The sequence below is a fragment of the Chelativorans sp. M5D2P16 genome (genome assembly GCF_034427935.1).
Taxonomy (GTDB): domain Bacteria; phylum Pseudomonadota; class Alphaproteobacteria; order Rhizobiales; family Rhizobiaceae; genus Chelativorans.
On the sequence record NZ_JAXQNM010000042.1, the window covers coordinates 32,237 to 55,907 of the forward strand.

Here is a 23,671-nt window from a genome sequence, read left to right on the forward strand (position 1 = left end):
CTCAGAAGATGTCCGGTTCGCCGGCGGTGCGGCCGAAGTCGGTTTGCAGAAAGTTAAAGTCGCAGCCCTGGTCGGCCTGGGTCACGTGCTGCGAGAACATGTAGCCGTAGCCGCGCTCGAAACGCGGCGCCGGCGGCGCCCAGGCTTCCCGCCGGCGGGCGAGCTCGTCCTCGGCCACCAGCATGTCGAGCCGCCGGTTGGGCAGATCGAGACGAACGATGTCGCCCGTCTTCAGGAGGCCGAGCGGCCCGCCGATGTAGCTTTCGGGCGCCACGTGCAAGATGCAGGCGCCGTAGGACGTGCCCGACATGCGCGCATCCGAAATGCGCAGCATGTCCCGGTGGCCCTGCCGGATCAGGGCCTTCGGAATGGGCAGCATGCCCCATTCGGGAAAGCCCGGGCCGCCCTGCGGACCGGCGTTGCGCAGTACCATGACGTGATCGGGCGTGACGTCGAGGGTTTCGTCGTCGACGGCCGCCTTCATCTCCGGATAGCTGTCGAATACCAGAGCCGGGCCCTCGTGGACGTGGAATTTCGGATCGCAGGCGGCGGGCTTCATCACCGCGCCGTCCGGGCAGAGATTGCCGCGCAGCACCGCCAGCGAGCCCTCATGGTAGACGGGGTTCGACAGGGGTCGGATGACGTCCTCGTTGTAGACCTGCACGCCTTCGAGATTCTCTCCCAGGGTCTTCCCGGTGACGGTCATGACGGAGCAGTCGAGCCGGTTCTCAATCTGCTTCATCAGCGCGCTCAGGCCGCCCGCATAGTAGAAATCCTCCATGAGGTACTCCTTGCCGGCTGGGCGGACATTGGCGATGAGCGGCGTCGTCCGGCCGAGCGCGTCCAGATCGTCGAGCGTCAGGTGCACGCCGGCCCGCCGTGCCATGGCGATCAGGTGAACGACGGCGTTCGTGGAGCAGCCGGTCGCCATGGCGACGGTCGCCGCGTTGCGGCAGGCGGCCTCCGTGACGATCCTGTCGGGCGTCACCTCGTCCCAGACCATCTCGACGATCCGCCGCCCGCATGCGGCGGCCATGCGCTGGTGGCCGGAGTCGACGGCCGGGATCGAGGAAGCGCCGGTCAGCGAAAGCCCCAACGCCTCGGCGATCGCCGTCATGGTCGAGGCCGTGCCCATGGTCATGCACGTACCGGCCGAGCGTGCGATGCCCGCCTGGATGCCCAGCCATTCGTCGTCGGTAATGTTGCCGGCGCGGCGCTCGTCCCAGTATTTCCAGGCATCGGAGCCTGAGCCGAGCACCTTGCCGGCATAGTTGCCGCGCAGCATCGGGCCGGCCGGCAGATAGATCGTCGGCACGCCGGCCGACAGCGCGCCCATGACGAGGCCGGGCGTGGTCTTGTCGCAGCCGCCCATCAGCACGACGCCGTCGAGCGGATGGGAGCGGATCATCTCCTCCGTCTCCATGGCAAGCAGGTTGCGGTAGAGCATGGAGGTCGGCTTGGTGAAGCTCTCGTCCACCGAGAGGGCGGGCATTTCCACGGCAAAGCCGCCCGCCTGGGCAACCCCACGCTTCACGTCCTGCACGCGCTCGGGGAAATGCGAATGGCAGGTGTTCAGCTCCGACCAGGTGCTGAGCACGCCGATAATCGGCCGGTCGCGAAAGTCTTCCTCCGCGTAGCCGAGCTGCATCATGCGCGAGCGGTGTCCGAAGCTGCGCAGATCGTCGGGGGCGAACCAGCGTGCCGAACGCAGTCGCTTGGGGTCACGTGTGGGCATTGTCCTATCCAGTAAACGCAAAGATGAGCCAGACGACGAAGAGCGTCAGGACGACACCCGCCGCCTCCGGCCGGTTTCCGAAATCATGCCGGTCCCGCTCCTCTTCGTCGCTGAAGGCGGCCGCCGAGATCTCTTCGTCCTGCCGGGTCAGTTCAGGGTCGCTCATTTCAGCACCTCCTCAATCCAGCATGGCGGGAAGCCACAGTGCCAGGTCCGGGAAGAACAGGACCAGGAACAGGCCTACCGCCTGCAGCGCGATGAAGGGAAGGACGGCGGCGAATATCTCCTGCAGCTCCACGCTCTTCGGCGCCACCGATTTGAGGAAGAAACAGGCCGGTCCGAAGGGCGGAGACAGGTAGTAGATCTGGATGTTCATGGCGAAGAGGACACCGAACCAGACCGGATCGAAGCCGAGATCGACCACCACCGGCGCAAAGATCGGCACCGTGATGAAGATGATGGCGATCCACTCGAGGAAGGTGCCGAGCACCATCACGATCAGCATCATGACGACGATCACCCAGATCGGCGCGATGTCCAGCGACGTGAGCACCCCGCGCAGGAAGTCGCCGCCGCCGATCCGGTTGTAGATGCCGATCAGCGACACAGCGCCGAGCACGAGCCAGATGATCGAGCCGACCGTGAGCGCGGTCTGGCGCATGGCGTCGCGCGCCATCACCCAGGTGAGTTCCTTGCGCGCCGCGGCAACGAACAGAGCCCCCACGGCGCCGATGGCGGCTGCCTCGGTGACCGTGGCCACGCCGGAATAGATGACGCCGAGGACGGCGCCGATCAAAAGGCCCGGCAGGATGACGCCCTTCAGGAACTTCAAGCGCTTGATAAATGGCAGGCCGGTCTCGGGGATGTCGTAGATAGGCGCCATCTCGGGACTGATGCGCACGCGAACGAGGATGTAGGTGATGTAGAGCGACGCCAGAATCAGGCCCGGCACGGCCGAGGCCGCAAAAAGCTTTGTGATCGAGACCTGCGCGGCAAGCCCGTAGATAATCAGCACCACGGACGGCGGGATGAGGGTGGCGAGCGCCCCGGCGGCGCAGATGATGCCGATCGACAGCTTGCGGTCGTAGCCGAGTCGCAGCATCTGCGGCAGGGCGATCAGCCCGAGCATGACGATCTCGCCGCCCATGATGCCCGACATGGCGGCAAGGACCACCGCGACGATGCAGGTCTGGACGGCGACCGAGCCGCGAAAGCGCCCGCCCATGATGGCCATGGAATCGAAGAGCGACTTGGCGATGCCCGAGCGCTCCAGCACATTCGCCATGAAGACGAAGAAGGGGACGGCGATGAGCTCGTATTTGTGCAGGACCTCGGTGACGTTCGCGGCGACGATGAAGAAGCCTGCGCGCTCGCCGAAATAGAGGATCGCAGTGACCAGCGAGACGGTGAGCGTGGTGATGCCCAGCGGCACGCCGAGCGCCATGAGCGCCAGCAGCGCAAGGACGATGAGAAGGGTGATGGTCTCAATGCCCACCGTCCACCTCCCCCTCGGTGCGCTGCGCCCACCGAACGACATTCGCCAGGAGCTGCAGCAGGTAGAGAACGCAGCCGACGACGAGCAGGACCTTGAGATAGCTCGGCTGGATCGAGTTCATCGCGGTGCCGGAGCGCTCGGGCCGCTCGAACACCTTCATTGCCGGATCCCAGAGCGCCAGCGTGAGAACGAAGACGGCGCCGATGGATATCAGCATCTGGAAGAGACGGAACAGGCGCCAGACACGCGGACCGACCAGCAGCTCCAGCATGGTGATGGAGATGTGGCGGTTGCGCTGGGTCACATATCCGACCGAAAGCACCCAGGCGCTCGCGCAAAGCGCCATCGCCAGCTCGATGCTCCACACCGTCGGGCTATCGAAGCCGTAGCGCATCACCACCTCGAAGGCGGAAACCGCAACGCAGGTGAAAAGGAGAACCGAACAGGCCTGGCCGATGAAGACGCTGAACCTGTCCATGTACCCCGCGTAGGAAGCAAGAGCGCGCCTCATCGCGCATCCCCCGGACATCTATAGGAAGAAGGGGGCGCCGCCCGGCATTACTGCAGGCGGCGCGTGAGCGGAGGCCTATTCGCCGAACAGGCCGATCTCGGTCATGTAGGCGATGTTCGCGTCGAGCGCCTCCTTGGCGAGATCGGATTTCTCGGCGTAGATCTCCCACTGCTCGCGGGCCACGACCCTCAGCTGATCGCGGTCCTCTTGCGCCCAATCGATGACCTCGATGTCGTCTGTGGCGTCGTCGCGGGCCGCAAGCTCGGCGTCCTGCTTCGAAACCTCGGCGGCCATGGCGTACATGGCCTCGTACCACCAGTCACGCAGCGCCTGCTGGTCCGCCTCCGAGAGCGCGTCCCACTTGGCCTTGTTGATGGTGAACTGCATCGACGGCATGGAGTGGATGCCCGGATAGAGCGGATAGGGCGCCACGTCGTGCATGCCGGTTGCGTCGTTGTTCACATAGGCGGAGGCGTCCGCCGCATCGACGATACCCTTCTCCAGCGCGCCGAAGACCTCCGAAAAGGGGATCGACACGGGCGAAGCGCCGGCCGCCTGGAAGACGGCTGCCGCCAGGCCTTCGGGAGAGCGGATCTTCTTGCCCTCGAGGTCCTCGAAGGTGCGGATCGGCACGCGGGCAACCAGCGCCTCGCGTGAATAGGGGCCGCAAGCCACCACGTGTACCTCGCCGCCGGTCACGGCATCGGCGGCCTTCTGCATCACCGCTTCGCCGCCGCCCTCGCGGCAGAAATCGAGCATCTGCTCCGGCGTGTCATAGCCCGAGATCAGGTCGCCCATGATGGCGTAGGCCGGCTCGAGACCGGAGAAATAGTTCACCGACGTGAAGTCGCCGTCGAGCACGCCGGCCGCAACGGCTTCCGGCGTGTCCTTTGCCGGAACGACGGAACCGTTCGGCGTAAAGACGATTTCAACGCGGCCCTCGGTCATCTCCTCGATCTTGGGCAGCCAGTTCTCTGTCATGTACTTGGTCGAGAAATCGCCTGCGTTGAAAGAGGTCTGGATATTGAACGTCTCGGCGTGGGCGGCTCCGGCCAGAAGCGAGACGGATGCCGCCAGGAACGCGGTTCTTGCGAATGCCATATTGTCCTCCCTGGGAACAGTGACGAGACCGACACGGCCCCGCGACTCTGATGCACTAAAATATTAGTGCATTTACGTCAAGCGACGTGTATAGGAATGGACGAGATTCATGCACGCAAAAAGCGGCTGATACGATGAGAGAGAACATTGCCCTGACCGCCGAGAGGGAAGCGTTTCCGGGCGCGCACCAGCGCACGCGAATCAAGCGCGTCTCCGTCAGCCAGCAGATTCACGAAGCGCTGCGTGAGCGAATCATCTCGCTCGAACTCGCCCCGGGACAAAACCTCTCGCGCGCCGAAATCGCCGAGCACTATGGCGTCAGTCAGACGCCGGTACGCGATGCGATGCTCAAGCTCGAGGAGGAAGGCCTCCTCGTGATCTATCCGCAATCGCGAACCCAGGTCTCAAAGATCGATGTCGAACAGGCGCGCGAGACTCAGTTTCTGCGCCTGTCGATCGAACTGGAAGTGATGCGGCGGCTGGCGGCGAAAGGCAAAAAGGAGGCTGTTTCGAGCGCACGCAAGGTATTCGCCCTGCAACAGGCCGCGCTGGAGGCCGGTGAGATCGAGCGCTTTTCAAGGCTCGACCGGTTCTTTCACGAAGCACTTTGCCAGGCCGTCGGCGTGGCTAATCTCTGGCAGCTCGTCACCGCGCGCTCCGGGCACATCGACCGCCTGCGCAACCTCAACCTGCCGGAACCCGGCAAGCCCGCCAACATCCTGTTCTACCACCAGCGCATCCTCGAAGCGATCGAGGCCGGCGATACGGCGGCCGCGCAATCGGCGGTGCGCGAGCACCTGTCGGGCACGCTCGGCGCCGCCGACCAGATCATGGCACGGTATCCGGAATATTTCTGACACGGGCCGGCCCCGGCCCGCTTCCTGCCTATCCATCCCTTGCGGGAATCTGCGCCACCATCAGCACCGTATCGCCGCGATAGGTACAGACATCGTTGTCCGGCAACGCCTTCGATGCCGTCTCCACGAAACCGTGGCGGGCGTAGAAGGCGCCCGCGCGCGGATTTTCGGAGAAGTACTGCACGCTCATGCGGGCAAGACCGAGGGCTCGGGTCCGGTCTCTTGCCGCGTCGATGAGCCGGGCGCCGATCCCCGTCGACCGCCAGGGCGCGAAGACGGCGAAGGCGTTGATGTACCAGCTCCCCGGCACGAGACGCTCCAAGACGATGAAAGGCCGCAGGAGCGGATCGATCTCGGCAAGATCGGTCTCGTCGGCTTCCAGCGGATAGCCGAGGATCATGCCGACGACGGCGCCTTCCCTTTCGGCCACGATGGCGTTGCGCCAGGAAAAACCGCCCTCCTCACGCATTGCGCGACGCGTGCCGACATCGATCGGCGCCTCGCCGGGCGCCGCCTGGGAAGACCAGAGCCATTGCGGAATGCCTGCGCCCGCGATGGCCATCAACTCGGCCAGCATCCGGGCATCGCCGGGTACCGCGTCACGGATCAGGACAGGGTTCACATGGTCGAGCATGGCGACTTCAACCGTGCGCGCACAAGGATCGTGTTCATCGCTCCTCCTCCTTCGGCATGGGGAGCGAACCTGATAGGCACCGGCGGGGATTCTTAAAGGGCGGAATGGGACAAGGCCGGGGCTTTTCGGCCATCTGCCCCCGATAGACGAGGACGTTTGGGGCGTTCGCCACGGGAAAGGCGTGATCGCTTCAAACCCGTATCGCGTTGAGCGCTGAGGCGGGACTTGGTAGGTGTTCACAATCGAGGGGCAGGTACGGCCTTGGAAATTATCGCGACAATCCTCGTTCTCATTCTTTCGGTCGTGATCAGCGGCGCGATTGCCCGCGCCTTGCCTGTTCCGCTGCCGCTGCCTGTCGTCCAGATCGGCCTGGGGGCGTTCCTGGCCGCCATCGCCGATCTCAAGGTGGAGTTGCACCCGGACGTCTTCTTCCTCCTGTTCCTGCCGCCACTCCTGTTTCTCGACGGCTGGCGGATCCCAAAGGAGGGCCTACTGCGGGACAGGGAAACCATCCTGGCGCTGGCCTTCGGCCTGGTGGTTTTCACCGTTCTCGGGCTGGGCTTCTTCATTCATTGGATGATCCCGGCAATGCCGCTCGCGGTGGCATTTGCGCTTGCCGCCGTCATTTCCCCGACGGATCCCGTGGCCGTTTCGGGGATCGCCGCGCGCGTGCCCGTTCCCAAGCGGCTGATGCATGTGCTGGAAGGCGAATCGCTGCTCAACGATGCATCCGGTCTCGTCTGCATGCGGTTTGCCGTGGCGGCGGCACTGACCGGGGCGTTCTCTCTCGTCGACGCCGTCGGCACCTTCCTCTGGCTCGCCACGGGCGGCGTCGCAATCGGCATCGGCGTGACATGGGGTGTCACAAAGGTGCAGGAAATGGTGGCAAGACGGATTGGGGAGGAAGTGGGCGCGCACATCCTGGTCAGCTTGCTCATCCCCTTCGGCGCCTACCTTCTTGCCGATCGGTTGGGCTGCTCGGCGATTCTCGCCGCGGTCGCAGCCGGGATCACCATGAGCTACGCCGACCAGTCGCGCGCGGGACTGGCTTCGACGCGCGTCAACAGGACGGCCGTGTGGGATACGCTCCAGTTCGCGGCGAACGGCACTATCTTCGTCCTGCTCGGCGAACAGATCCCCGACATCATCGGCGATGCCAGTGAAGCGGTGAGCGAGGCAGATCACTTCGATCCGGCCCTGCTCGCGATCTACGTCCTGGCCATTACCGGCATGCTGGCGCTTCTGCGCTTCGTCTGGGCCTGGGTGACGTTGCGCTTCATTCTGTTTCGCGCGTCCCGTCAAAGCCAGCGTGTGCGCAGTCCCGGCTGGCGCCTGCTGGCCGCGACCACACTGGCGGGCGCACGCGGCGCCGTCACCCTGGCGGGCGTTCTGACCCTGCCTCTTGCCATGGCCGACGGCTCGCCCTTTCCCGCGCGCGAACTCGCCGTCTTTCTTGCGGCCGGCGTCATTGTCGTCTCGCTGCTGGCGGCGAGCATAGGTCTGCCTTTCGTTCTGAAGGGACTGCAACTGCCGCCCGAGCCTTCCCTCCAGGAGAAGGAGGACCGGGCGCGGGTCGCCGCTGCCGAAGCGGCAATCAAGGCCGTGACACGCGCACAGCGCGCACCGGATGCGCGATATGGAGACGGCGAACTCTACACCGAGGCCGGCGCGCGCGTGATTGAAACCTATCGCCAGCGCATCGACGGCGGCGCGAAAACCGGCGACGAAGCAAAGCGCGCCCGCGCCGTCGAAAGGGTCGAGCGTGAACTGCGCCTCTCGGCCTTGCGGGCCGAGCGGGACGAACTCTTCCGTCTGCGCCGGATGCACGAGATCTCGGAAGAGCAGGCGCGCGACCTCATACGCGAAATCGACCTGCTCGAGACGCATCTCACCGCATCCTGACCCGCAGCCGGCACCACGCCCCGGCCGCGGCGCGTCGATTCACGCGAGCGTGTTCTTGTGAATCCGGCCGTCCTTGACGATGACCTTGAGGTTTTCCTCCGGATCCATCAGGAAATCGAGATCCTGCGTGGGATCGCCCTCGGCGATCAGGAGATCGGCGAGAGCCCCCGGCTCGATAACGCCCAGATTGCCGTCATAGGGATTGCGCGGACCACACATGCGGCAAAGCTCGCCATTGTTGCCGGTGACGATGCTGAGCAGTTCGAGCGGATCGTAGAAGCGCGTGAGCTTGGCGATCTGCCGCCCGTGATTCGGCAGTTGCTGCGGCCCGAACAGGATGTCGGTGCCCCAGGCGGACTTGATATCGAACTTCTTGAGCAGTTCTCCGTAGACCCGCACCGTGCCCTTGGATATCTCCTCCTGCTGCGCACGCTGCTCAGGCGTGGGCTTCACGTTGGCATCCTCATCGGCCAGGAAGGGCTGAAGACTCCACCAGATGCCTTCATCGGCAATCATGCGTGCCGTCTCCTCGTCGGCCAGCTGGCCATGCTCGATGCACTTCACGCCGGCGCGGATGGCGCGCTGGATGCCACGCGGCACGTAGACGTGGACGGTGACATAGGTGCCCCAGTCCTCCGCCGCCCGCACCGCCGCGCGCAGTTCTTCCTCCAGGAACTGCGTGCTGTCGATCGGGTCGAAAAAGGACGAGACGCCGCCTCCGGCGGCGAGCTTTATCTGGGTCGCCCCCAGCATGAGGTTTTCGCGTACGGACTGCAAAACCTCCGCTTCGCCGTCGGCGAGCGACGACATCCCCGCAACCTCCGCATAGCTGCGCGGCGTCGTGTTCCCGCGCGGAAGCTCGTTCGGAAAGCGGAAATCGCCATGGCCGGAGGTCTGCGAGACGATCGAACCCGAAGGATAGATGCGCGGACCGTTGATGATCCCGCGATCGATCGCCGTCTTCAATGCGAAGGCGGGGCCGCCCGCATCGCGCACGGTGGTGAAGCCGCGCATCAGCGTCCGCTCGGCTTCGCGGGCCGCGACGAGATGGAGGTAGGCGGTCTGCGCGGTGAAGGCTTCCAGTTCGCTGATCGCGCACATGGTCGAATGCCAGTGCGCGTCTATCAGACCCGGCATGGCCAGCCTGCCGCCGCAGTCCACGACCTCGGCATCCTCCACGCTCTCGGCGGCACCCGGCAGCGCGTCGATCCTGTTGCCCCTGACGAGAATGTTGACCCCTTCCCGGACGGTCTGGTTCACGCCGTCGAAGAGCCGCAGATTGGTGAACAGGAGCGGCCGTTCGGGCGCGGCGGGCTGCTCGCCCAGGGCATGGGCGGAACGCATTTCCATGAACGGCGCCACGACGGCGGCGACACCGCCGAGCACGAACATGCGGCGTTTCAGATCAGTGCCGAGGCGCTCGCTGAGCGCGCGCGCCTGGGGACTGCAGCAGGCGCAGGGGGTATTGGAAACGGCAGTGGCTTCCTCGCAGAAAAAGCCACTCGGCGTATGGGGACCGGAAAGATACATGCTACCCTCACTCGTTCGGTAATTTCAGCCAGTGATGCCGCCACGCGTCTACCGGCACCATGCGGTGAACCGATCAGAACCTCACCGTCACGCCGACCAAGGGTCCGCCCATCTCCACATCCAGGTTGAGCCCGTCCTTGTCATAGTCGAAGGCCATGTGCCGGTATCCCGCGGACACGAAGAACTTGTCCGTCACCCGGTAGTTGATTGTGCCGACCGCCTGCCAGGTGGTGTCGGATCCGGCACCGAATCCGCCGACGTCGGCATAGCCGATCAGCGACCAGTCGGGCGTGAGCTGAAGTCTGGCGCGGGCACCGATGATGGGATCGACCCATGTGCGCGTCTCGGAAGCGCTGGTCGGCAGGTGCGGGAAATGCGGAATATGGACCGGGATGTCGATCTCCGCCTCCACGTGCCACAACCGGGCACCGCCCAGAAGGTCGAGAACGAATTGCGGCTGGTCGATCACCGAATATCCGCCAGCCACCGTCATGGACGACTGCGATATCTTGACATCGACCGGCACGTGCACGGAAGGAATGGTGATTCCGCCGACGTGGATCGAGGGAATCGTAAAACTGTGGTCCTCGGTCAGGTTGGCGTAGGTGAAATCGCCAAAGATGACGAAACGGTCCTTGCGTGCTGTCACATTCATGAAGAATGCTGCGTCGAGGTTGTCCAGGATCTCACCCAGGGACCTGTCGAAGTGAACCGGCGGCAGCCTGGAGATCGGCTGGACGTCCCCGCCCAACCCGGGACCCCAGATATAGGGCGTCACCTGGAAGCGCCAGGAATCATCCGCATGCGCCGCGCCCGCGGCAAGCCAGGCGCAAATCCCGAGTAGCAGCCGCCCCTTCATCAAAATCCCTCATCGCAAATCGATCAATATAGACGATGTATTCCTCGCTTTATGATATCATCATTTATTCCTGATGACATCCCGATCCGCGAACGTATGACCACTTCCTAACGTCTGCGTTGATATTCCGTAAGCCTATGCCGCTGTCATTAAAGCACAGACCTGCAGCGACGACAGATCCGCGCGGAAGGCTCATATCCGCGCCGCCCTGGCGACCAGGCGCAAAAGATGCGTCTGCGGCGAGTTGCGCGGCCAGATGAAGCCGATCTCGCGTTGCGGAGACGGCTCCGGCAGTTCGACCCGGTTCAGTTCTATTCCCTCCGGCCAGGGGCCGACCCAATCGGGGATGATGGAAACGCCGAGGCCCCGTCCTACAAGCACCGCGATGGCGTCCAGCGCGTCCATCTCGTAGCGGATGTCGGGCTCCAGGCTGTGCGCGTCGAGCCATATCTGCGGCAGCCGCCCGCCCCATTGCTGGCGGTCGTAGCGGATATAGTGCCAGTCCTTCAAAATCGCCGCGCAGTCGGTGCGCGTCTCGGATTTCGGCACGAGCATGACCAGAGGATCCCGCCGCCAGGCACGGAACTCCCATCCCTTGGGCAATTCGAAGGCGGGCCGGATGATCGCCGCCGCGTCGAGATAGCCCGCCTGCGCCCGATCGTAGAGCTCGCTCGAGGTGCCCGGCTCCACGAAGACATGCAGGTCGGGATGCTCGCTTGCAAGCGTGCTCAGCACTTCCGGCAGGAGGCCGGTGAGCACGGTGGCGATCGCGCCGATCCGCAGCCGGCCACCCGTCACCGTCCCGGCGACGGCCGCGCGCAGGCTGCGGTACTCGCGCAGGAACTGCTCGCTGCGGGTCAAAACCGCATAGCCGGCCTCCGTCGGCCGCACCGTACGCCCTGAACGCGTGACCAGCCGTACGCCGAACTCCTCTTCCAGCGCCCGGATGCGCTGGGCGACGGCGGTGGCGGTGAGGTTGAGCTGATGGGCGGCTCCGGCGAAGGAGCCGCGGCGGGCGACCGCGAGAAGCGTCTCGATATAGCGCGTATCCAAACCGAAATTCTTTTTCTGTTTGATCGCAGAAAAACATAGTTTCCCCTTTGCTATAACCCGCCTCACCGCACAAGGAAACAGGAGGGATCCGTGGATCTGGGAATTGACGGAAAGGTTGCGCTGGTGCTCGGGGCCGGAGGCGGTCTGGGTGGAGCGATCGCCGAGGCGCTTGCCCGAGAGGGCGTGAAGGTGGCCGTGGCCGACATCGACAAGGATGCGGCGGAAAAGACCGCGAAGGCCATCGAGACAGGGGGTGGCACGGCGATGCCGCTGACCTGGGACCTCGGACAACTCGACGTCGTCGAACCGAACGTGGCAAGCATCGAAAAGACGCTCGGACAGGTGGATATCCTCGTCTCCGTGACCGGCGGGCCGCCGCCCGGAGGCGTGGCCGGCCAGTCGCCCGAGACCTGGCGCAAGTTCTTCGAATCCATGGTGCTGTCGGTCTTCGCCATCACCGATCGGGTGCTGCCGGGCATGAAGGCGCGCGGGTGGGGCCGCATCATCACCTCCACCTCCTCCGGCGTCGTCTCGCCCATCCCGAATCTGGGCATCTCCAACGCGCTGCGCAGCACGCTGGTCGGCTGGTCGAAGACGCTTGCCGGCGAAGTCGGGCGCGACGGGATCACCGCCAACATCGTCATGCCGGGCCGGGTCGCCACCAAGCGCATCACCTTCCTCGACGAGCAGAAGGCCAAGCGCGAGGGGCGCAGCGTCGACGAGGTGCGCGAAGAGAGCCTCGCCTCCATTCCCGCGGGCCGCTACGGCGATCCGCGCGAATATGGCGACGTCGTCGCCTTCCTGGCGAGCGAACGCGCCTCCTACATCAACGGAAGCAGCATCCGCGTCGACGGCGGCTACATCTCGAGTATCTGATCTTCCGCGCAATCGAAAAAGGAAAACGCGCACATGACACTTTCGCCCGAAGCGATCGAAACCCTCAAGAACGTCACCACGGCGACACTGACGACCATCCTCCTGAAGAAGGGGCTGCGCAACGTGTGGATCCGCGGCGCCATGCCGCTCGAGGAAGACCAGGAACGGCTGGTCGGCCCCGCCTTCACGCTGCGCTTCGTCCCCGCGCGCGAGGATCTCGCCACGCCCGCCGCCTGGAGCAAGCCCATTTCCACGCGCACGGCCATCGAGGACATGCCGGAGGGCTGTATCGCCGTAATCGACGCCATGGGCATCACCGATGCCGGTGTATTCGGCGACATCCTCTGCGCGCGAATGCGCAAACGCGGGGTTTCCGCCCTGATTACGGATGGCGTGGTGCGCGACGGCAAGGGAGTTCTCGGCACCGGCCTGCCCGTCTGGGCGCGCGGGGTCGCAGCACCGCCCTCCGTCGCCGGCCTGACTTTCGTCGGCTGGGGCGAGACGATCGGCTGCGGCGGCGTGGCGGTCATCCCCGGCGACATCGTCGTCGCCGATTCCGACGGTGCGGTGGTCATCCCGCAGGCGCTTCTCGAGGAGGTACTGGCGGAGGCGCCGGCGCAGGAGGAGATGGAAGGCTGGATCGTGGAGGAGGTCGAGCGCGGAGAAAAGCTGCCGGGCCTCTATCCCATGAACGAGGAGACCAAGGCGCGCTACGCGGCCTATCTGAAGGAGAAGCAGGGACGGACCTCATGAGCTTCGGCACGCAAACCCGGGGCGTTTACGCGATCGCGCCGACGCCCTTCCTCCCGGACGGCAGCCTGGACAAGGCCTCGCTTGCCCGCATGACGGCGTTCTATGCGCAGGCGGGCTGCGACGGGCTGACGATCCTGGGCATCATGGGCGAGGCGCAGAAGCTCGAACCCGAGGAATCGCTGACAGTCGTCCGCGAGGTGGTTGCCCACGCGGGCGGCATGCCGGTCGTGGTGGGCGTCTCAGCGCCCGGCTTCGCGGCCATGAAGCGGCTGGCGCACGAAGCCATGGGGCTGGGCGCGGCCGGCGTGATGATCACGCCGCCCGCCGCCATGCGTACCGACGACCAGATCGCCGGCTATTTCGGGCAGGCGGTGGCGCAGATCGGCGAAGACGTCCCCTTCGTTCTGCAGGACCACCCGACCGCCACCGGCGTCATCATGTCGAACGCGGTGGTGCGCCGTATCATCACGGAGAACCCGTCCTGCGTGATGCTCAAGCACGAGGACTGGCCGGGCCTCGAAAAGATCAGCGCGCTGCGCAACTGGGAAGGACAAGGCGAACTGCGCCACGTCTCCATCCTTTGCGGCCACGGCGCCCTCTTCCTCGACTTCGAGATGGAGCGCGGCGCCGACGGCGCAATGACCGGCTATGCCTTCCCGGAAATGCTGATCGACGTCGTTCGGATGAGCCAGGCGGGCGACCGGGAGGCCGCGCACGACCTCTACGATGCCCATCTGCCGCTCCTGCGCTACGAGCACCAGGCGGGCGTGGGGCTTGCCGTGCGGAAGTATGTTCTGGCAAAGCGGGGCGTCATCGCCCATGCGGATCTGCGGGTCCCCGGAGCGGCCCTTTCGCAGAAGGCGCGGGCGGAGGTCGATTTCCTTCTCGCCCGGCTGGCGCGGCACGACCCCCGCGCCGCCCAATGAAAAATCGCGATGCATCGCCGCGCTGAAAAAGCATGGCGTGCAGCCGCCACGGGATGTGTCGGCGGCGATCTTGCCCGCGGATTCGCATGGAGCGGCGCCCCGGCAATAGCGCCGTGCGCCCATTCGGACGCACAAAGGACTTTGCGGCCTTCGAACCTGCACGTCGTGCTTTTGGAAACCGGTCTTCGGAAAGAACGAAGACTCTAGCCGTCCGCCATTGCGCTCGCGAATTCGGCTTTGAGTTCGTCCGCGCGGTCGGCATAGCGCGGCGAGAAATGCATCGGAACGGCTTCCGCCACACCCGCCAGCCGGGCGATCGAGCCGGCTTGCGCCGCCGTCAGGTGCTTCTTCGATGCGGCGAGCAGCCGGTCTTCCTCCAGAAATCCAGCCTCGATGTACAGGCGGTCGGCGCCGTGCGCGAGCGCCACCAGCCGTTTCGTGTTGAGCTCGGTGAAAGCGAGGTCGGTGGCATAGGCGATCCGCTGACCGGCACCGGTTCTCAGCGCGCCCGCCTCCAGCAGATCCCGGATGGTGACCTGCCGGCCGTCGGCCGGCGAAAGACGCCGCGACAGGTCCCCGCGACGCACCGACCGCTTCGCCTCCGTCAGCCACGGCCCCACTGGCAGACCGAGTGCGTCCAGCCGCGCCTTGTGCACATTGACGCGCGTCTTTTCCTGAAAGGCGAAAGCGAGCGAGGGGACGCCGTGATCGAGCGACGCCGCTTCAATCGTGAACTCCGGATCGTCCATGAGAGCCGTGCCGTTCAGCGAGGGTGGCGCGATCTCCTGCCGCCGGAAGGCGTCGCGCGCACGGAAGAGACTGGCGTGCATGAACCCACCCTCCGCCCAGTCGGACGCCGAAAGCGAAAAGTCGCGCGATTCGGCGTCGAGCAGGTTCCAGGTATAAGCGCGCAGCTTGGATTCCACGGCATTCGCCAGCCCGGGAGGCCCGACGAGATCGATCCTGGCGTCCCGGTAGAGACTGAGGCGCAGCAGCCGATCGAAGGCGGCGAAGTGATCCATGTGCATGTGCGACACGAACACCTGTGTCACGCGCGCGATCTCACGGGGTGAAAGCGGCGCCAGGTCGCCGATGTCGAACAGCAGCGCGCGCCTGCCGAAGCGGAAGTCGAGATAAAGGACCGGATCGGCGAAGGGATCGCCCGCGAGGCGTGGCTGGACCAGAAGGACGCTCATCTGCTGTCGGCGGAAGTCCGCGCTCCACGTGGAGTCACTCCTCGATAGCAGGTACTCACCTTGCCGGCACGTCCCGTAACGCAATGCATATCGGCGCTCCTTTGCCTGCACTTCAACGCCCGGGCAAAGGCGCTTGGTTCCGAGCAGGGTTGCGCGCGCGTACGGCCTGCCGGTCCCTCGAATGGCCAATTGTGCGATCGGGCTTGCCGGGAGGCGGCCGAGCCGCTATCTACTGTTCTGCCGCGTTCTGGCGGGCAGTTGTTCGGTGACCGGGCCCCTCTGGCGGAAGTGGCGGCGCTTTCGCGATGTCGGCACCGCGACCTTTTCCAGCCGCCTGGATTCACTTCAAACATCATGGATAGCAGGACCACTCTTCAAAGAGAGGCCGCGTCTGCAGGTTCCGGGACGTCCCTCCTGTATTATTTCAGGTGGGCCTTCATCGTCACGGCGCTCGGACTCGTCCTCGGCGCCTTCCTGGGATGGGAGATGACCGGCACGGTGGGCGGCACGCTCACCATCTTTCTCATCTGCTGCGTTCTCGCCGTTCTCGAAATTTCCCTGTCTTTCGACAACGCAATCGTCAATGCCAACAAGCTCAAGGACATGCGCCCCGAATGGCAGCGCCGGTTCCTGACCTGGGGCATTCTGATCGCGGTCTTCGGCATGCGGATCGTCTTTCCGCTGCTGATTGTGGTGATCGCCGCCAAAATCGGGCCATGGCAGGCGATTCTCCTGGCTGCCACGGAACCCTCGGAATATGCGCGCATCATGCGCGAGGCGCATCTGCCGATCGCCGCCTTCGGCGGTACCTTTCTGATGATGGTCGGCCTGTCCTTCTTCTTCGACCACGAGAAGGACGTGCACTGGGTTAAGTGGCTGGAACGGCGGTTGGCGAAATACGCCACGATCCGCGGCATCGAGATAGCCTTCGTGCTGATCCTGATCCTGACCTTCTCGCGGCTGCTCGGTGGCGAGGAAGCGCGCGTCTTCCTCAGTTCCGCCATCTGGGGATTGTTGACCTTCCTCCTGGTGGAGGTGGTGGGCGCGTTCCTGGACCGCGCGCAGGAAACCATGAGCAGTGCCGCCAGGGGAGGTCTCGGGGCCTTCCTCTATCTCGAGGTTCTCGACGCCTCCTTCTCCTTCGACGGCGTGATCGGCGCCTTCGCGCTCACCCAGAACCTCTTCATCATCGCCATCGGGCTGGGCATCGGCGCCATGTATGTCCGCTCGATGACCATCATGCTGGTCGACAAGGGCACGCTCGCCCAATACCGCTATCTCGAACACGGCGCCTTCTACGCGATCATCGCGCTCTCGGTGATCATGTACACCCAGTCGCTCGTGCACATTCCCGAGCTGATCACCGGCCTCGGCGGCGCGGCGCTGATCGGGCTGTCGTTCTGGTCTTCGGTGCGCTGGAACAGGGTGAACGGTACGGGCGAGAAGTAAAGCGGCCGGCCCGGCCCTTCGGAGCGTGCGTCATCCCGGGAAACCGGAAAACTGCCCGGGATGGCGCCCTACGGGCGGGGATTCCCCAATCCGCTTCAGCGGTCCTCACCCTCGACCGCTTCCATGATCCGGCCGAGCAGCGCGTGGAGATCGTCGCGGTGCCCGCTGCGGCCGGCCGGACTGTTCGTGTCGGATGTCATGACCACAGTCAGGCCCTGCCCCGGCACGACATAAAGCATCTGGCCTCCATAGCCCCAGCCGTAATAGACGTCCTCACCGGCGATGCGGCGCATGAACCAGCCATAGCCGTAGCCGTCGCCGGTGAAGCGTGAGGCGGTGCGCCGCTGCCATGAGGCCTCGATCCAGCGCGCCGGCACGAGCTGCTCGCCATCGCGGCTGACGCCGCCATTGCGATAGAGCTCGCCGAAGGCAAGGAACGAGCGCGGGCTCATGGACATCTGATTGCCGCCGAAATAGATGCCCTGCGGGTCACGATCCCATGCGGCGATCGAAAAACCCTCCTGCGGCCCCAGCCATTCCCGCGCGAGCGCCAGCGTCGAGCGGCCCGTCAGGCGCGTGAGAATCGCCGACAAGAGATGGGTCGAACCTGTGGAATAGAGCATGGCGCCGCCCGGCTCGTCATCGAACGGCATGGCGAGCGCCGCCCGCACCCAATTGTCGCTCGCCACCCAGCGCCCGTAATTCGGGCCGGAGGTTCGGCCGAGCCCGGCCTGCATTGAAAGAAGGTGACCGACGGTCACCTCCTGCAATCTCGGATCCGGGTCCGCGGGAAGATCGTCCGGAAGCAGTTCAGCGATTTTCTGTTCGGTGCCTTCGAGCACGCCTTTATCGATGGCGATGCCGACGAGCGCGGACATGATGGACTTCGACGCGGACTTGATGTTGGCGGGGCTTTCCGGAGAATGGCCGCGATAGCCGCGCTCGGCGACGATCGTGCCCTCGTGCGCCACGACGACGGTGTGCAGCGGCGTGAGCTCCTCGGCATCGTCGAGAATGGGTTCGAGCCGCTCTGCCAGCCCCTCCGCGGCACGCGCCGCGACTGAAAAAACGAGGAGAAAAAAGACGAGAATCAGGAAAGATCTATGGCGCATGGTGATCGGCTAAGTGCCGTTTCCGGCGAGAATGGGGGTGCGCTGCAAAAATCCGACATTTCACGGCAATGTGAGGCGTGGAGCCGCGGCGGCCGGTATTCAGGCGTGCAAGTGACATTGGGGTTAACCCGATTTACCGACTAGTCGAATGTCGAGGCCGGGATAGGATGAATTCGGATCGTCAAGGGAGTGTGTCCGTGACCGTCATCCGCCTGCTCTTCGCCACAGGTTTCGTCGCCGCGCTGTGTGCGCCGGCGGGCGCCTATTCCAACGCCACGGAGTATCTCATTACCCAGGAGATCGCCGCGGCCTGCGAGGGCCGCCCGGGCGAGATCGATCCGGCCGCCGTGATCGAGACGGACCTGACGGGCGATGGAGAAACCGATCTCGTCCTGAGCCACGAGGGGATCGGCTGCGCCGGCCCGGGACAGTCGCGCAGCATCTTCTGCGGCGCGCAGCTTTGTACGGTGAACTTTTACGTCCGGCGCGGGGGATTGTTGCATCTGGAACGGGAAATGCTGGGTGCCGGCGTCAGCATCGAGGATGGCGCCACTCCGCGAATCCGGATGCATGGGGCCGGCGGGCGTGCCGCGACCGTCCAGTGGGATGGGCGGTCCTTTCAATAGCGTCCGACATGCGGAAGGAGAACGTCCCGGCGCCACCGCCATGGCATCAATGCTCGTCGCGCCGCCGCGCTTCGGCGGCATGCCACTGGCGGTCGATCGTGCCTTCCTGTGCCTTGTGGAAATATTGCGAGCAAACAAGCCATCCCTTCAAAGGCCTCAACAACAGAAGGCAGGCGCCGACCGTAAGCGGCAGGGTGGTGAACAGGTGAGCCCAGATCGGCGGCTCGAACGTGAACTGGAACCAGAGCGCGAACGCAAGGGCCGGGACCGCGGCAATGCTCATTGCGAAGAATGCCGGCCCATCCGCGGGGTCCGCGAAGCCGAAGTCCAGGCCGCACACGTCACACCTGTCGGCGAGGGTGAGATAGCCGGCGAACAGATGGCCCTGTTGGCAGCGCGGGCACCTGCCGCGGATGCCGGTCACCGCAGGGACCTCGGTTTCATTATATTCTTCACTGCTCATCGGTTCACTCCGGCTCCAGCAATCCGGCCCCTTCATCGTTCCGGCCCGGCTCCGCCGCAACCCGCCCATCTGTCGCGCGACAAAGGGCCACCTTCCGGAACTTCCCTGCGCGGGTCTCGTTCCCCGAACAGCGGCTTCAATATCGGTTGGCGCCCTCCTGTTCCCGCTGGATAGAACCGCAGCGTACGCTTGAGGCAGGACGATGCCGAATAAAGCAGTGCTGGTTTCGATTGTAATCCTCACGGTCTCGGTGCTGTCGGGCTGCGTCTATGACAGCGGCCATTATTCCGACGACCATGACGGCTTTCGCAGCCGCGGCGTCTATGCAGCCGGCGGCGTGGTACTGGGCCAGCCTGTCCTTGGCGCGGGAGACCGTCAACGCCGCGCACACGGTAACCGGCGGCTGCGTGGGGAAGACGCGGCCGGCCATCGACAAACCCAACCTTGCACCGGCTCCCGGGACCGACCGTATTGCCGATCGCCCGTGCAGGTGCGATGATCTCATTTTCGGTTCCGGCTGAGATGGAGGAACCCGACATGCGCGATTGCCCCGTGGTGCAACCTTCCCGCCTTTTGCCGGTTAACTGCGCTGGAGGATCTCGACATGGATACCGCCCAGTTTGATCTACCCGTCCGTATCCTCGTGCGGAGCGGCGACCCGGTGATGGAGATATACAGCGCCGAGGAAGCTTGCGACTTCCTCATGGGCTGGCCGGTACAGGACGGCCCCATCTTCGAGCGCGCCATGGCCGCCTGTCTTGCTGCCAGCGCCAACCCCGGCGTGGGCGAGGAGGCGCGAAGAAGCTTCACCACCTTTGCCCGGACGGCCGGTATCCTCGCCCGGGACGTCCCGCTCGACAGCCTTTACGAGGGCGAGCGGTTGAAGCAGCTGCGGGAATAGTCAGCCGCCGGCGCGGGCCGCCTGTTCAGCTTGCGCCGGTTCGCATTTCGTCCGGGTTCCGCCGCGCATCCATCCGCCCATCACCTTCAGATCGCGTTCCAGCTCCTCTCCAGAACCGCGACCCAGTTGTCGAAGCAGATCTTCCTGACCTCCTCGGCGTGATAACCGTGCTGGCGGAGGGCGTCGGCAAGGCGCGGGAGACCGGCGACGTCGCCGATGGCTGCGGGGATCACCGCGCCGTCGAAATCGGAACCGAGCCCCACCCCGTCAATGCCCAGCTTTTCGACCAGATGATCGACATGGCGCAGGAGAAGATCGAGGGAGGTGTCGGCGTCCATGCGGCCGTCCGGACGCAGAAAGGCCGTCGCGTAGTTGACGCCCACGAGCCCGCCGCTCTCGCGAATGGCGTCGAGCTGGCCGTCGGTGAGATTGCGCGCATGCGGGCTGATCGCATGGGCATTGGAATGGGAGGCGACCAGTGGCGCATCGCTCAATTCCGCCACATCCCAAAAACCCTTCTCGGTGATATGGGAGAGATCGACGACGATCCCCAGGCGGTTGCATTGACGCACCAACTCCCGGCCGAGATCGGTGAGGCCCGGCCCGGTGTCAGGCGAGGATGGAAAACGAAAGGGCACGCCATGGCCAAAGGCGTTGGTCCGGCTCCATACGGGACCGAGCGAACGCAGTCCCGCCCTGTACAGCACCTCCAGATTGCGGAAATTGCGGTCGATCGCCTCCGCGCCCTCCATGTGCAGTACGGCGGCGAGCGCGCCGTCGACCTTCGCGCTGCGGATATCCGCGGCGGACCGGCAGACGCGGAGCCCACCCTTGGAGCGCCGTTCGAGCCGAAACAGGATGCCGGCCATCGCCACGCTCGCCGCAAGCGCCGCATCGACCTCGGGCGCCCCCGGTACCGGCACGTCGTAGCGCGGCTGGCGCATCAGGAGATCCGCGTCGGCACCCCGTTCGGATGAGGGGATGAAGACGGCGAAAAGCCCGCCCACCAGGCCGCCCGCCCTGGCGCGCGGCAGATCGATGTGCCCTTCTCCGCTGCCATCGAAAAAGGCGGCCTCGGGATCAGGGCCGCCTTTCAGATAAAGCCTGAGAAGCGTGTCGTTGTGTCCGTCGAATATCGCGATCTTATCGGCCATGGCATCATTCCGTGCTGGCGGGCGCCGCCCGCGTGAAACCTTCCGTCGCCTTCATCAGCGCACGCGTATAGGCGGTCTCGGCCTTGCCGGCACGCAAGTGCTCCGTATCGGTCTCCTCGACCGTTTCGCCGTTGCGCATGACGAGCAGGCGATCGCAAAGATGCGTCACGACCGCCAGATCGTGGCTCACCAGAATGTATGTGAGACGGCGTTCGGCACGCAGCCGTTCCAGAAGGTTGAGGATTTCGGCCTGCACCGAGGCGTCGAGCGCGGAGGTCGGCTCGTCGAGCAGGATCACGCGCGGGTCGAGGATCAGCGCCCGCGCGATGGCGACGCGCTGGCGCTGCCCGCCGGAAAGCTGGTGCGGATAGCGGAAGCGGAAAGACGAACCGAGTCCCACATCGGCGAGGGCGCGCGCGATGCGCCTGTCGCGGTCGCTCAGGCGGTGGATCGCGAGCGGTTCCGACAGAATCTGGTCGACGGTCTGACGTGGATGCAAGGATCCGTAGGGATCCTGGAAAACCATCTGGACCGTGGCGAAAAAGGCGCGGTTGCGGGGTACGGGAACCGGCTTGCCGGCAACCGCGATCGTGCCGGCTGACACCGGCGCCAGGCCGCAGATGGCGCGCAGGACGGTCGACTTGCCGGAGCCGGACTCGCCGACGAGGCCGAAGGATTCACCCTCGGCGATACGCATACTGAGCCCCTTTACCGCCTCCACGCGGAGGCGGCCGCTGCCGAAGACAACGGAAAGGTCGCGGATATCGATCATTACTGCGTCCATGCCGGATCGCGCTCGAGCGTGGGGAGAGGATGGGCGGAGCCTTCAAGGGCGGGAAGGCAGTTCATCAGTCCGCGCGTATAGGGATGCCGTGCCGCGTCGAGATCGCCCGCGGCCAGTTCCTCCATGACCTTGCCGCCATACATGACGAGCACCCGGTCGCAGAAGGACGAGACAAGACGCAGGTCGTGGCTGATGAAGATCAGGCCCATGCCGCGCTCGGCCACAAGCCGATCGAGGATACGCAGCACCTCCTGCTGCACGGTCACGTCGAGGGCCGAGGTCGGCTCGTCGGCGATCAGGAAATCGGGATCGGTGACAAGCATCATGGCGATCATCGCGCGCTGCCCCATGCCGCCGGAGGCCTCGTGCGGATAGAGCGAGAAGACGCGGGCCGGATCGCGCATCTGCACGGCTTCCAGCATCTCCAGCGACTTCTCCCGCGCCTCCTTGCGGCCGGCGCGCCTGTGTGCGCGATAGGCCTCGATCATCTGGTCGCCGATGGTCATGACCGGGTTCAGCGAGTATTTCGGATCCTGCATGACCATCGTCATTCGCCCGCCGCGCAGGTTGCGCAACTGCCGCCGCGGAATGGAAAGCAGATCGATACCGTCGAAGGTCAGCCGATCGGCGGTCACCTCGCCCGGCGGTGGGGTGAGGCCGAGAATGGCGCGGCCGGTCTGCGACTTGCCGGACCCGGATTCGCCGACGATGCCGAGCCGCTCGCGCCCGAGGCTGAAGGAAACGCCGCGCACGGCTTCAACCGTGCCGGTGCGCAGGTGGAAGCGGACATTGAGGTTTTCCACCTCCAGGAGGGGTTTTTGCTCGCTCATCGCGCGGCCTTCGGGTCGAGGACGTCGCGCAGGCCGTCGCCGAGCAGGTTGAAGCCCAGAGAGACGACGAAAATGGCGATGCCGGGCATCGTGGCGACCCACCAGTAGTCGACGATGTATTGCCGCCCGGCCGCGATCATCGCGCCCCATTCGGGCATGGGCGGCTGTGCGCCGAGCCCCAGGAAGCCGAGGCCGGCGGCCGTCAGGATGATGCCGGCCATGTCGAGCGTGACGCGGATGATCACCGAGGGCACGCAGAGCGGCATGATGTGGCGGGCGATGATGCGCGCCCTGGACGCGCCCTGCAGCCGCACCGCGGCAATGAAGTCGCTGTTGCGGATCGTCAGCGTTTCCGCGCGGGCTATGCGCGCATAGGGCGGCCAGGAGGTGATTGCGATGGCGATGATGGCGTTCTCGATGCCCGGCCCGAGCGCGGCGACGAAGGCGAGCGCGAGGATCAGGCGCGGGAAAGCGAGAAAGATGTCGGTGATCCGCATCAAGGTCGCGTCCACCCAGCCACCGACATAGCCCGCCACGGTGCCGATCAGGAGGCCAACCGGCATGGCGAGCACCGTCACCAGCGCGACGATCATGAGGGTCAGCCGCGAGCCGTGGACAAGGCGCGAATAGATGTCGCGCGCCTGGCTGTCTGTGCCCAGCCAGTGCTCGGCACTCGGCGGCAGGAGCCGCGCCGTCCGGAGATCGCCGCCGACGATCGGCGAATGGGTGGCCAGTTGATCGGCGAAGATGGCGACGATGATCAGCCCGACCACCACCAGGAGGCCGAGCATGGCGAGCGGATTGCGCGAGAAGGTCCGCCACGAGAGATAGGTGCGGCCGAGCCGCGCCTGCGTGCGGGAGGACGGCTCGCTCGTCGTCAGCCATTCGCGCAGCGTTTGGGGTCGTTCGAGGCTGCCCGTCATG

General features: G+C 65.2%; 24 protein-coding genes. 8 read left to right on the plus strand and 16 right to left on the minus strand.

Annotation, left to right across the window (positions count from 1 at the left end):
- Position 1 precedes the first annotated feature (1 nt).
- From araD to dctP, 5 genes are all read right to left on the minus strand, one after another.
- The gene (araD, locus tag SIN08_RS22380; protein WP_322453831.1) at positions 2-1,735 is read right to left on the minus strand and encodes an L-arabinonate dehydratase; all 1,734 of its coding nucleotides are present in this window, start codon (positions 1,733-1,735) and stop codon (positions 2-4) included.
- Between the two features lie 4 nt (positions 1,736-1,739).
- Entirely contained in the window at positions 1,740-1,901 is a 162-nt protein-coding gene (locus SIN08_RS22385) for a hypothetical protein (protein WP_322453832.1), read from the minus strand.
- Between the two features lie 12 nt (positions 1,902-1,913).
- The gene (locus SIN08_RS22390) at positions 1,914-3,230 is read right to left on the minus strand and encodes a TRAP transporter large permease subunit (protein WP_322453833.1); all 1,317 of its coding nucleotides are present in this window, start codon (positions 3,228-3,230) and stop codon (positions 1,914-1,916) included.
- Positions 3,220-3,708 (minus strand): TRAP transporter small permease, encoded by a 489-nt coding sequence (locus tag SIN08_RS22395; RefSeq protein WP_322453834.1) that lies wholly within the window; start codon positions 3,706-3,708, stop codon positions 3,220-3,222. The genes SIN08_RS22390 and SIN08_RS22395 overlap by 11 nt, the downstream gene beginning before the upstream one ends.
- Before the next feature lie 108 nt (positions 3,709-3,816).
- Positions 3,817-4,842 carry a TRAP transporter substrate-binding protein DctP gene (gene dctP, locus SIN08_RS22400; RefSeq protein ID WP_322453835.1) on the minus strand — a complete coding sequence of 342 codons (1,026 nt, stop codon included), beginning with the start codon at positions 4,840-4,842 and terminating at the stop codon, positions 3,817-3,819.
- 134 nt (positions 4,843-4,976) lie between these two features.
- Here dctP and SIN08_RS22405 point away from each other — a divergent pair, with 134 nt between their 5' ends.
- Positions 4,977-5,699 carry a GntR family transcriptional regulator gene (locus tag SIN08_RS22405; RefSeq protein WP_322453836.1) on the plus strand — a complete coding sequence of 241 codons (723 nt, stop codon included), beginning with the start codon at positions 4,977-4,979 and terminating at the stop codon, positions 5,697-5,699.
- Between the two features lie 28 nt (positions 5,700-5,727).
- Here SIN08_RS22405 and SIN08_RS22410 read toward each other — a convergent pair whose 3' ends face one another.
- Entirely contained in the window at positions 5,728-6,333 is a 606-nt protein-coding gene (locus tag SIN08_RS22410) for a GNAT family N-acetyltransferase (RefSeq protein WP_322453837.1), read from the minus strand.
- 261 nt (positions 6,334-6,594) lie between these two features.
- Between SIN08_RS22410 and SIN08_RS22415 the strand changes: the two genes are divergently transcribed.
- Positions 6,595-8,235 (plus strand): Na+/H+ antiporter, encoded by a 1,641-nt coding sequence (locus tag SIN08_RS22415; protein WP_322453838.1) that lies wholly within the window; start codon positions 6,595-6,597, stop codon positions 8,233-8,235.
- A 39-nt stretch (positions 8,236-8,274) separates the two neighbouring features.
- Here SIN08_RS22415 and SIN08_RS22420 read toward each other — a convergent pair whose 3' ends face one another.
- The 3 genes from SIN08_RS22420 to SIN08_RS22430 all read right to left on the minus strand — a co-directional run bounded on the left by SIN08_RS22420 (position 8,275) and on the right by SIN08_RS22430 (position 11,677).
- Positions 8,275-9,765: an amidohydrolase family protein gene (locus tag SIN08_RS22420; RefSeq protein WP_322453839.1), complete on the minus strand. Its 1,491-nt coding sequence runs from the start codon at positions 9,763-9,765 to the stop codon at positions 8,275-8,277.
- 73 nt (positions 9,766-9,838) lie between these two features.
- Complete coding sequence (locus tag SIN08_RS22425; protein WP_322453840.1) at positions 9,839-10,624, minus strand: hypothetical protein; 786 nt, start codon at positions 10,622-10,624, stop codon at positions 9,839-9,841.
- Between the two features lie 192 nt (positions 10,625-10,816).
- A complete protein-coding gene (locus tag SIN08_RS22430) occupies positions 10,817-11,677 on the minus strand; it encodes a LysR family transcriptional regulator (RefSeq protein ID WP_322453841.1) in 861 nt (286 codons plus the stop codon).
- A 90-nt stretch (positions 11,678-11,767) separates the two neighbouring features.
- Here SIN08_RS22430 and SIN08_RS22435 point away from each other — a divergent pair, with 90 nt between their 5' ends.
- Genes SIN08_RS22435 through SIN08_RS22445 form a run of 3 tightly spaced genes read left to right on the plus strand, consistent with a single transcriptional unit; the run spans position 11,768 to position 14,232 of the window.
- Positions 11,768-12,553 carry an SDR family oxidoreductase gene (locus SIN08_RS22435; RefSeq protein WP_322453842.1) on the plus strand — a complete coding sequence of 262 codons (786 nt, stop codon included), beginning with the start codon at positions 11,768-11,770 and terminating at the stop codon, positions 12,551-12,553.
- A 33-nt stretch (positions 12,554-12,586) separates the two neighbouring features.
- Positions 12,587-13,306: a ribonuclease activity regulator RraA gene (locus SIN08_RS22440; protein ID WP_322453843.1), complete on the plus strand. Its 720-nt coding sequence runs from the start codon at positions 12,587-12,589 to the stop codon at positions 13,304-13,306.
- A complete protein-coding gene (locus SIN08_RS22445; RefSeq protein ID WP_322453844.1) occupies positions 13,303-14,232 on the plus strand; it encodes a dihydrodipicolinate synthase family protein in 930 nt (309 codons plus the stop codon). Before SIN08_RS22440 ends, SIN08_RS22445 begins: the two co-directional genes overlap by 4 nt.
- A gap of 203 nt (positions 14,233-14,435) precedes the next feature.
- Here SIN08_RS22445 and SIN08_RS22450 read toward each other — a convergent pair whose 3' ends face one another.
- A complete protein-coding gene (locus tag SIN08_RS22450) occupies positions 14,436-15,428 on the minus strand; it encodes a ribonuclease Z (RefSeq protein ID WP_322453845.1) in 993 nt (330 codons plus the stop codon).
- A 354-nt stretch (positions 15,429-15,782) separates the two neighbouring features.
- On the opposite strand from SIN08_RS22450, the gene SIN08_RS22455 reads away from it, so the two are divergent.
- Positions 15,783-16,877 (plus strand): DUF475 domain-containing protein, encoded by a 1,095-nt coding sequence (locus tag SIN08_RS22455; protein ID WP_322453846.1) that lies wholly within the window; start codon positions 15,783-15,785, stop codon positions 16,875-16,877.
- A 95-nt stretch (positions 16,878-16,972) separates the two neighbouring features.
- Here the strand turns inward: SIN08_RS22455 and SIN08_RS22460 are convergent, their stop codons facing one another.
- Positions 16,973-17,989, minus strand: coding sequence for a serine hydrolase (locus tag SIN08_RS22460; protein ID WP_322453847.1), 1,017 nt, complete (start codon positions 17,987-17,989; stop codon positions 16,973-16,975).
- Between the two features lie 197 nt (positions 17,990-18,186).
- Here SIN08_RS22460 and SIN08_RS22465 point away from each other — a divergent pair, with 197 nt between their 5' ends.
- Entirely contained in the window at positions 18,187-18,615 is a 429-nt protein-coding gene (locus SIN08_RS22465) for a hypothetical protein (RefSeq protein ID WP_322453848.1), read from the plus strand.
- A 46-nt stretch (positions 18,616-18,661) separates the two neighbouring features.
- Here SIN08_RS22465 and SIN08_RS22470 read toward each other — a convergent pair whose 3' ends face one another.
- The gene (locus SIN08_RS22470) at positions 18,662-19,078 is read right to left on the minus strand and encodes a DUF983 domain-containing protein (protein WP_322454059.1); all 417 of its coding nucleotides are present in this window, start codon (positions 19,076-19,078) and stop codon (positions 18,662-18,664) included.
- 604 nt (positions 19,079-19,682) lie between these two features.
- Here SIN08_RS22470 and SIN08_RS22475 point away from each other — a divergent pair.
- On the plus strand, positions 19,683-19,979 hold the full coding sequence (locus tag SIN08_RS22475) for a DUF982 domain-containing protein (RefSeq protein WP_322453849.1): 297 nt from the start codon (positions 19,683-19,685) through the stop codon (positions 19,977-19,979).
- Between the two features lie 86 nt (positions 19,980-20,065).
- On the opposite strand, the gene SIN08_RS22480 is transcribed toward SIN08_RS22475, so the two are convergent.
- From SIN08_RS22480 to SIN08_RS22495, 4 genes are read right to left on the minus strand one after another with little or no spacing between them, the layout of a single operon-like run.
- Entirely contained in the window at positions 20,066-21,133 is a 1,068-nt protein-coding gene (locus SIN08_RS22480; protein ID WP_322453850.1) for a dipeptidase, read from the minus strand.
- Between the two features lie 4 nt (positions 21,134-21,137).
- Positions 21,138-21,905 (minus strand): ABC transporter ATP-binding protein, encoded by a 768-nt coding sequence (locus SIN08_RS22485; protein ID WP_322453851.1) that lies wholly within the window; start codon positions 21,903-21,905, stop codon positions 21,138-21,140.
- Complete coding sequence (locus tag SIN08_RS22490) at positions 21,905-22,747, minus strand: ABC transporter ATP-binding protein (RefSeq protein ID WP_322453852.1); 843 nt, start codon at positions 22,745-22,747, stop codon at positions 21,905-21,907. The genes SIN08_RS22485 and SIN08_RS22490 overlap by 1 nt, the downstream gene beginning before the upstream one ends.
- Entirely contained in the window at positions 22,744-23,670 is a 927-nt protein-coding gene (locus SIN08_RS22495) for an ABC transporter permease (protein ID WP_322453854.1), read from the minus strand. The genes SIN08_RS22490 and SIN08_RS22495 overlap by 4 nt, the downstream gene beginning before the upstream one ends.
- Position 23,671 lies beyond the last annotated feature (1 nt).

Coding starts and splice junctions, on each gene's coding strand:
- araD (WP_322453831.1), bottom strand. CDS start 1,735: ATGCCCACACGTGACCCCAAGCGACTGCGTTCGGCACGCTGGTTCGCC.
- SIN08_RS22385 (WP_322453832.1), bottom strand. CDS start 1,901: ATGAGCGACCCTGAACTGACCCGGCAGGACGAAGAGATCTCGGCGGCC.
- SIN08_RS22395 (WP_322453834.1), bottom strand. CDS start 3,708: ATGGACAGGTTCAGCGTCTTCATCGGCCAGGCCTGTTCGGTTCTCCTT.
- dctP (WP_322453835.1), bottom strand. CDS start 4,842: ATGGCATTCGCAAGAACCGCGTTCCTGGCGGCATCCGTCTCGCTTCTG.
- SIN08_RS22405 (WP_322453836.1), top strand. CDS start 4,977: ATGAGAGAGAACATTGCCCTGACCGCCGAGAGGGAAGCGTTTCCGGGC.
- SIN08_RS22410 (WP_322453837.1), bottom strand. CDS start 6,333: ATGCTCGACCATGTGAACCCTGTCCTGATCCGTGACGCGGTACCCGGC.
- SIN08_RS22420 (WP_322453839.1), bottom strand. CDS start 9,765: ATGTATCTTTCCGGTCCCCATACGCCGAGTGGCTTTTTCTGCGAGGAA.
- SIN08_RS22425 (WP_322453840.1), bottom strand. CDS start 10,624: ATGAAGGGGCGGCTGCTACTCGGGATTTGCGCCTGGCTTGCCGCGGGC.
- SIN08_RS22440 (WP_322453843.1), top strand. CDS start 12,587: ATGACACTTTCGCCCGAAGCGATCGAAACCCTCAAGAACGTCACCACG.
- SIN08_RS22445 (WP_322453844.1), top strand. CDS start 13,303: ATGAGCTTCGGCACGCAAACCCGGGGCGTTTACGCGATCGCGCCGACG.
- SIN08_RS22450 (WP_322453845.1), bottom strand. CDS start 15,428: ATGAGCGTCCTTCTGGTCCAGCCACGCCTCGCGGGCGATCCCTTCGCC.
- SIN08_RS22455 (WP_322453846.1), top strand. CDS start 15,783: ATGGATAGCAGGACCACTCTTCAAAGAGAGGCCGCGTCTGCAGGTTCC.
- SIN08_RS22460 (WP_322453847.1), bottom strand. CDS start 17,989: ATGCGCCATAGATCTTTCCTGATTCTCGTCTTTTTTCTCCTCGTTTTT.
- SIN08_RS22470 (WP_322454059.1), bottom strand. CDS start 19,078: ATGAGCAGTGAAGAATATAATGAAACCGAGGTCCCTGCGGTGACCGGC.
- SIN08_RS22475 (WP_322453849.1), top strand. CDS start 19,683: ATGGATACCGCCCAGTTTGATCTACCCGTCCGTATCCTCGTGCGGAGC.
- SIN08_RS22480 (WP_322453850.1), bottom strand. CDS start 21,133: ATGGCCGATAAGATCGCGATATTCGACGGACACAACGACACGCTTCTC.
- SIN08_RS22485 (WP_322453851.1), bottom strand. CDS start 21,905: ATGATCGATATCCGCGACCTTTCCGTTGTCTTCGGCAGCGGCCGCCTC.
- SIN08_RS22490 (WP_322453852.1), bottom strand. CDS start 22,747: ATGAGCGAGCAAAAACCCCTCCTGGAGGTGGAAAACCTCAATGTCCGC.
- SIN08_RS22495 (WP_322453854.1), bottom strand. CDS start 23,670: ATGACGGGCAGCCTCGAACGACCCCAAACGCTGCGCGAATGGCTGACG.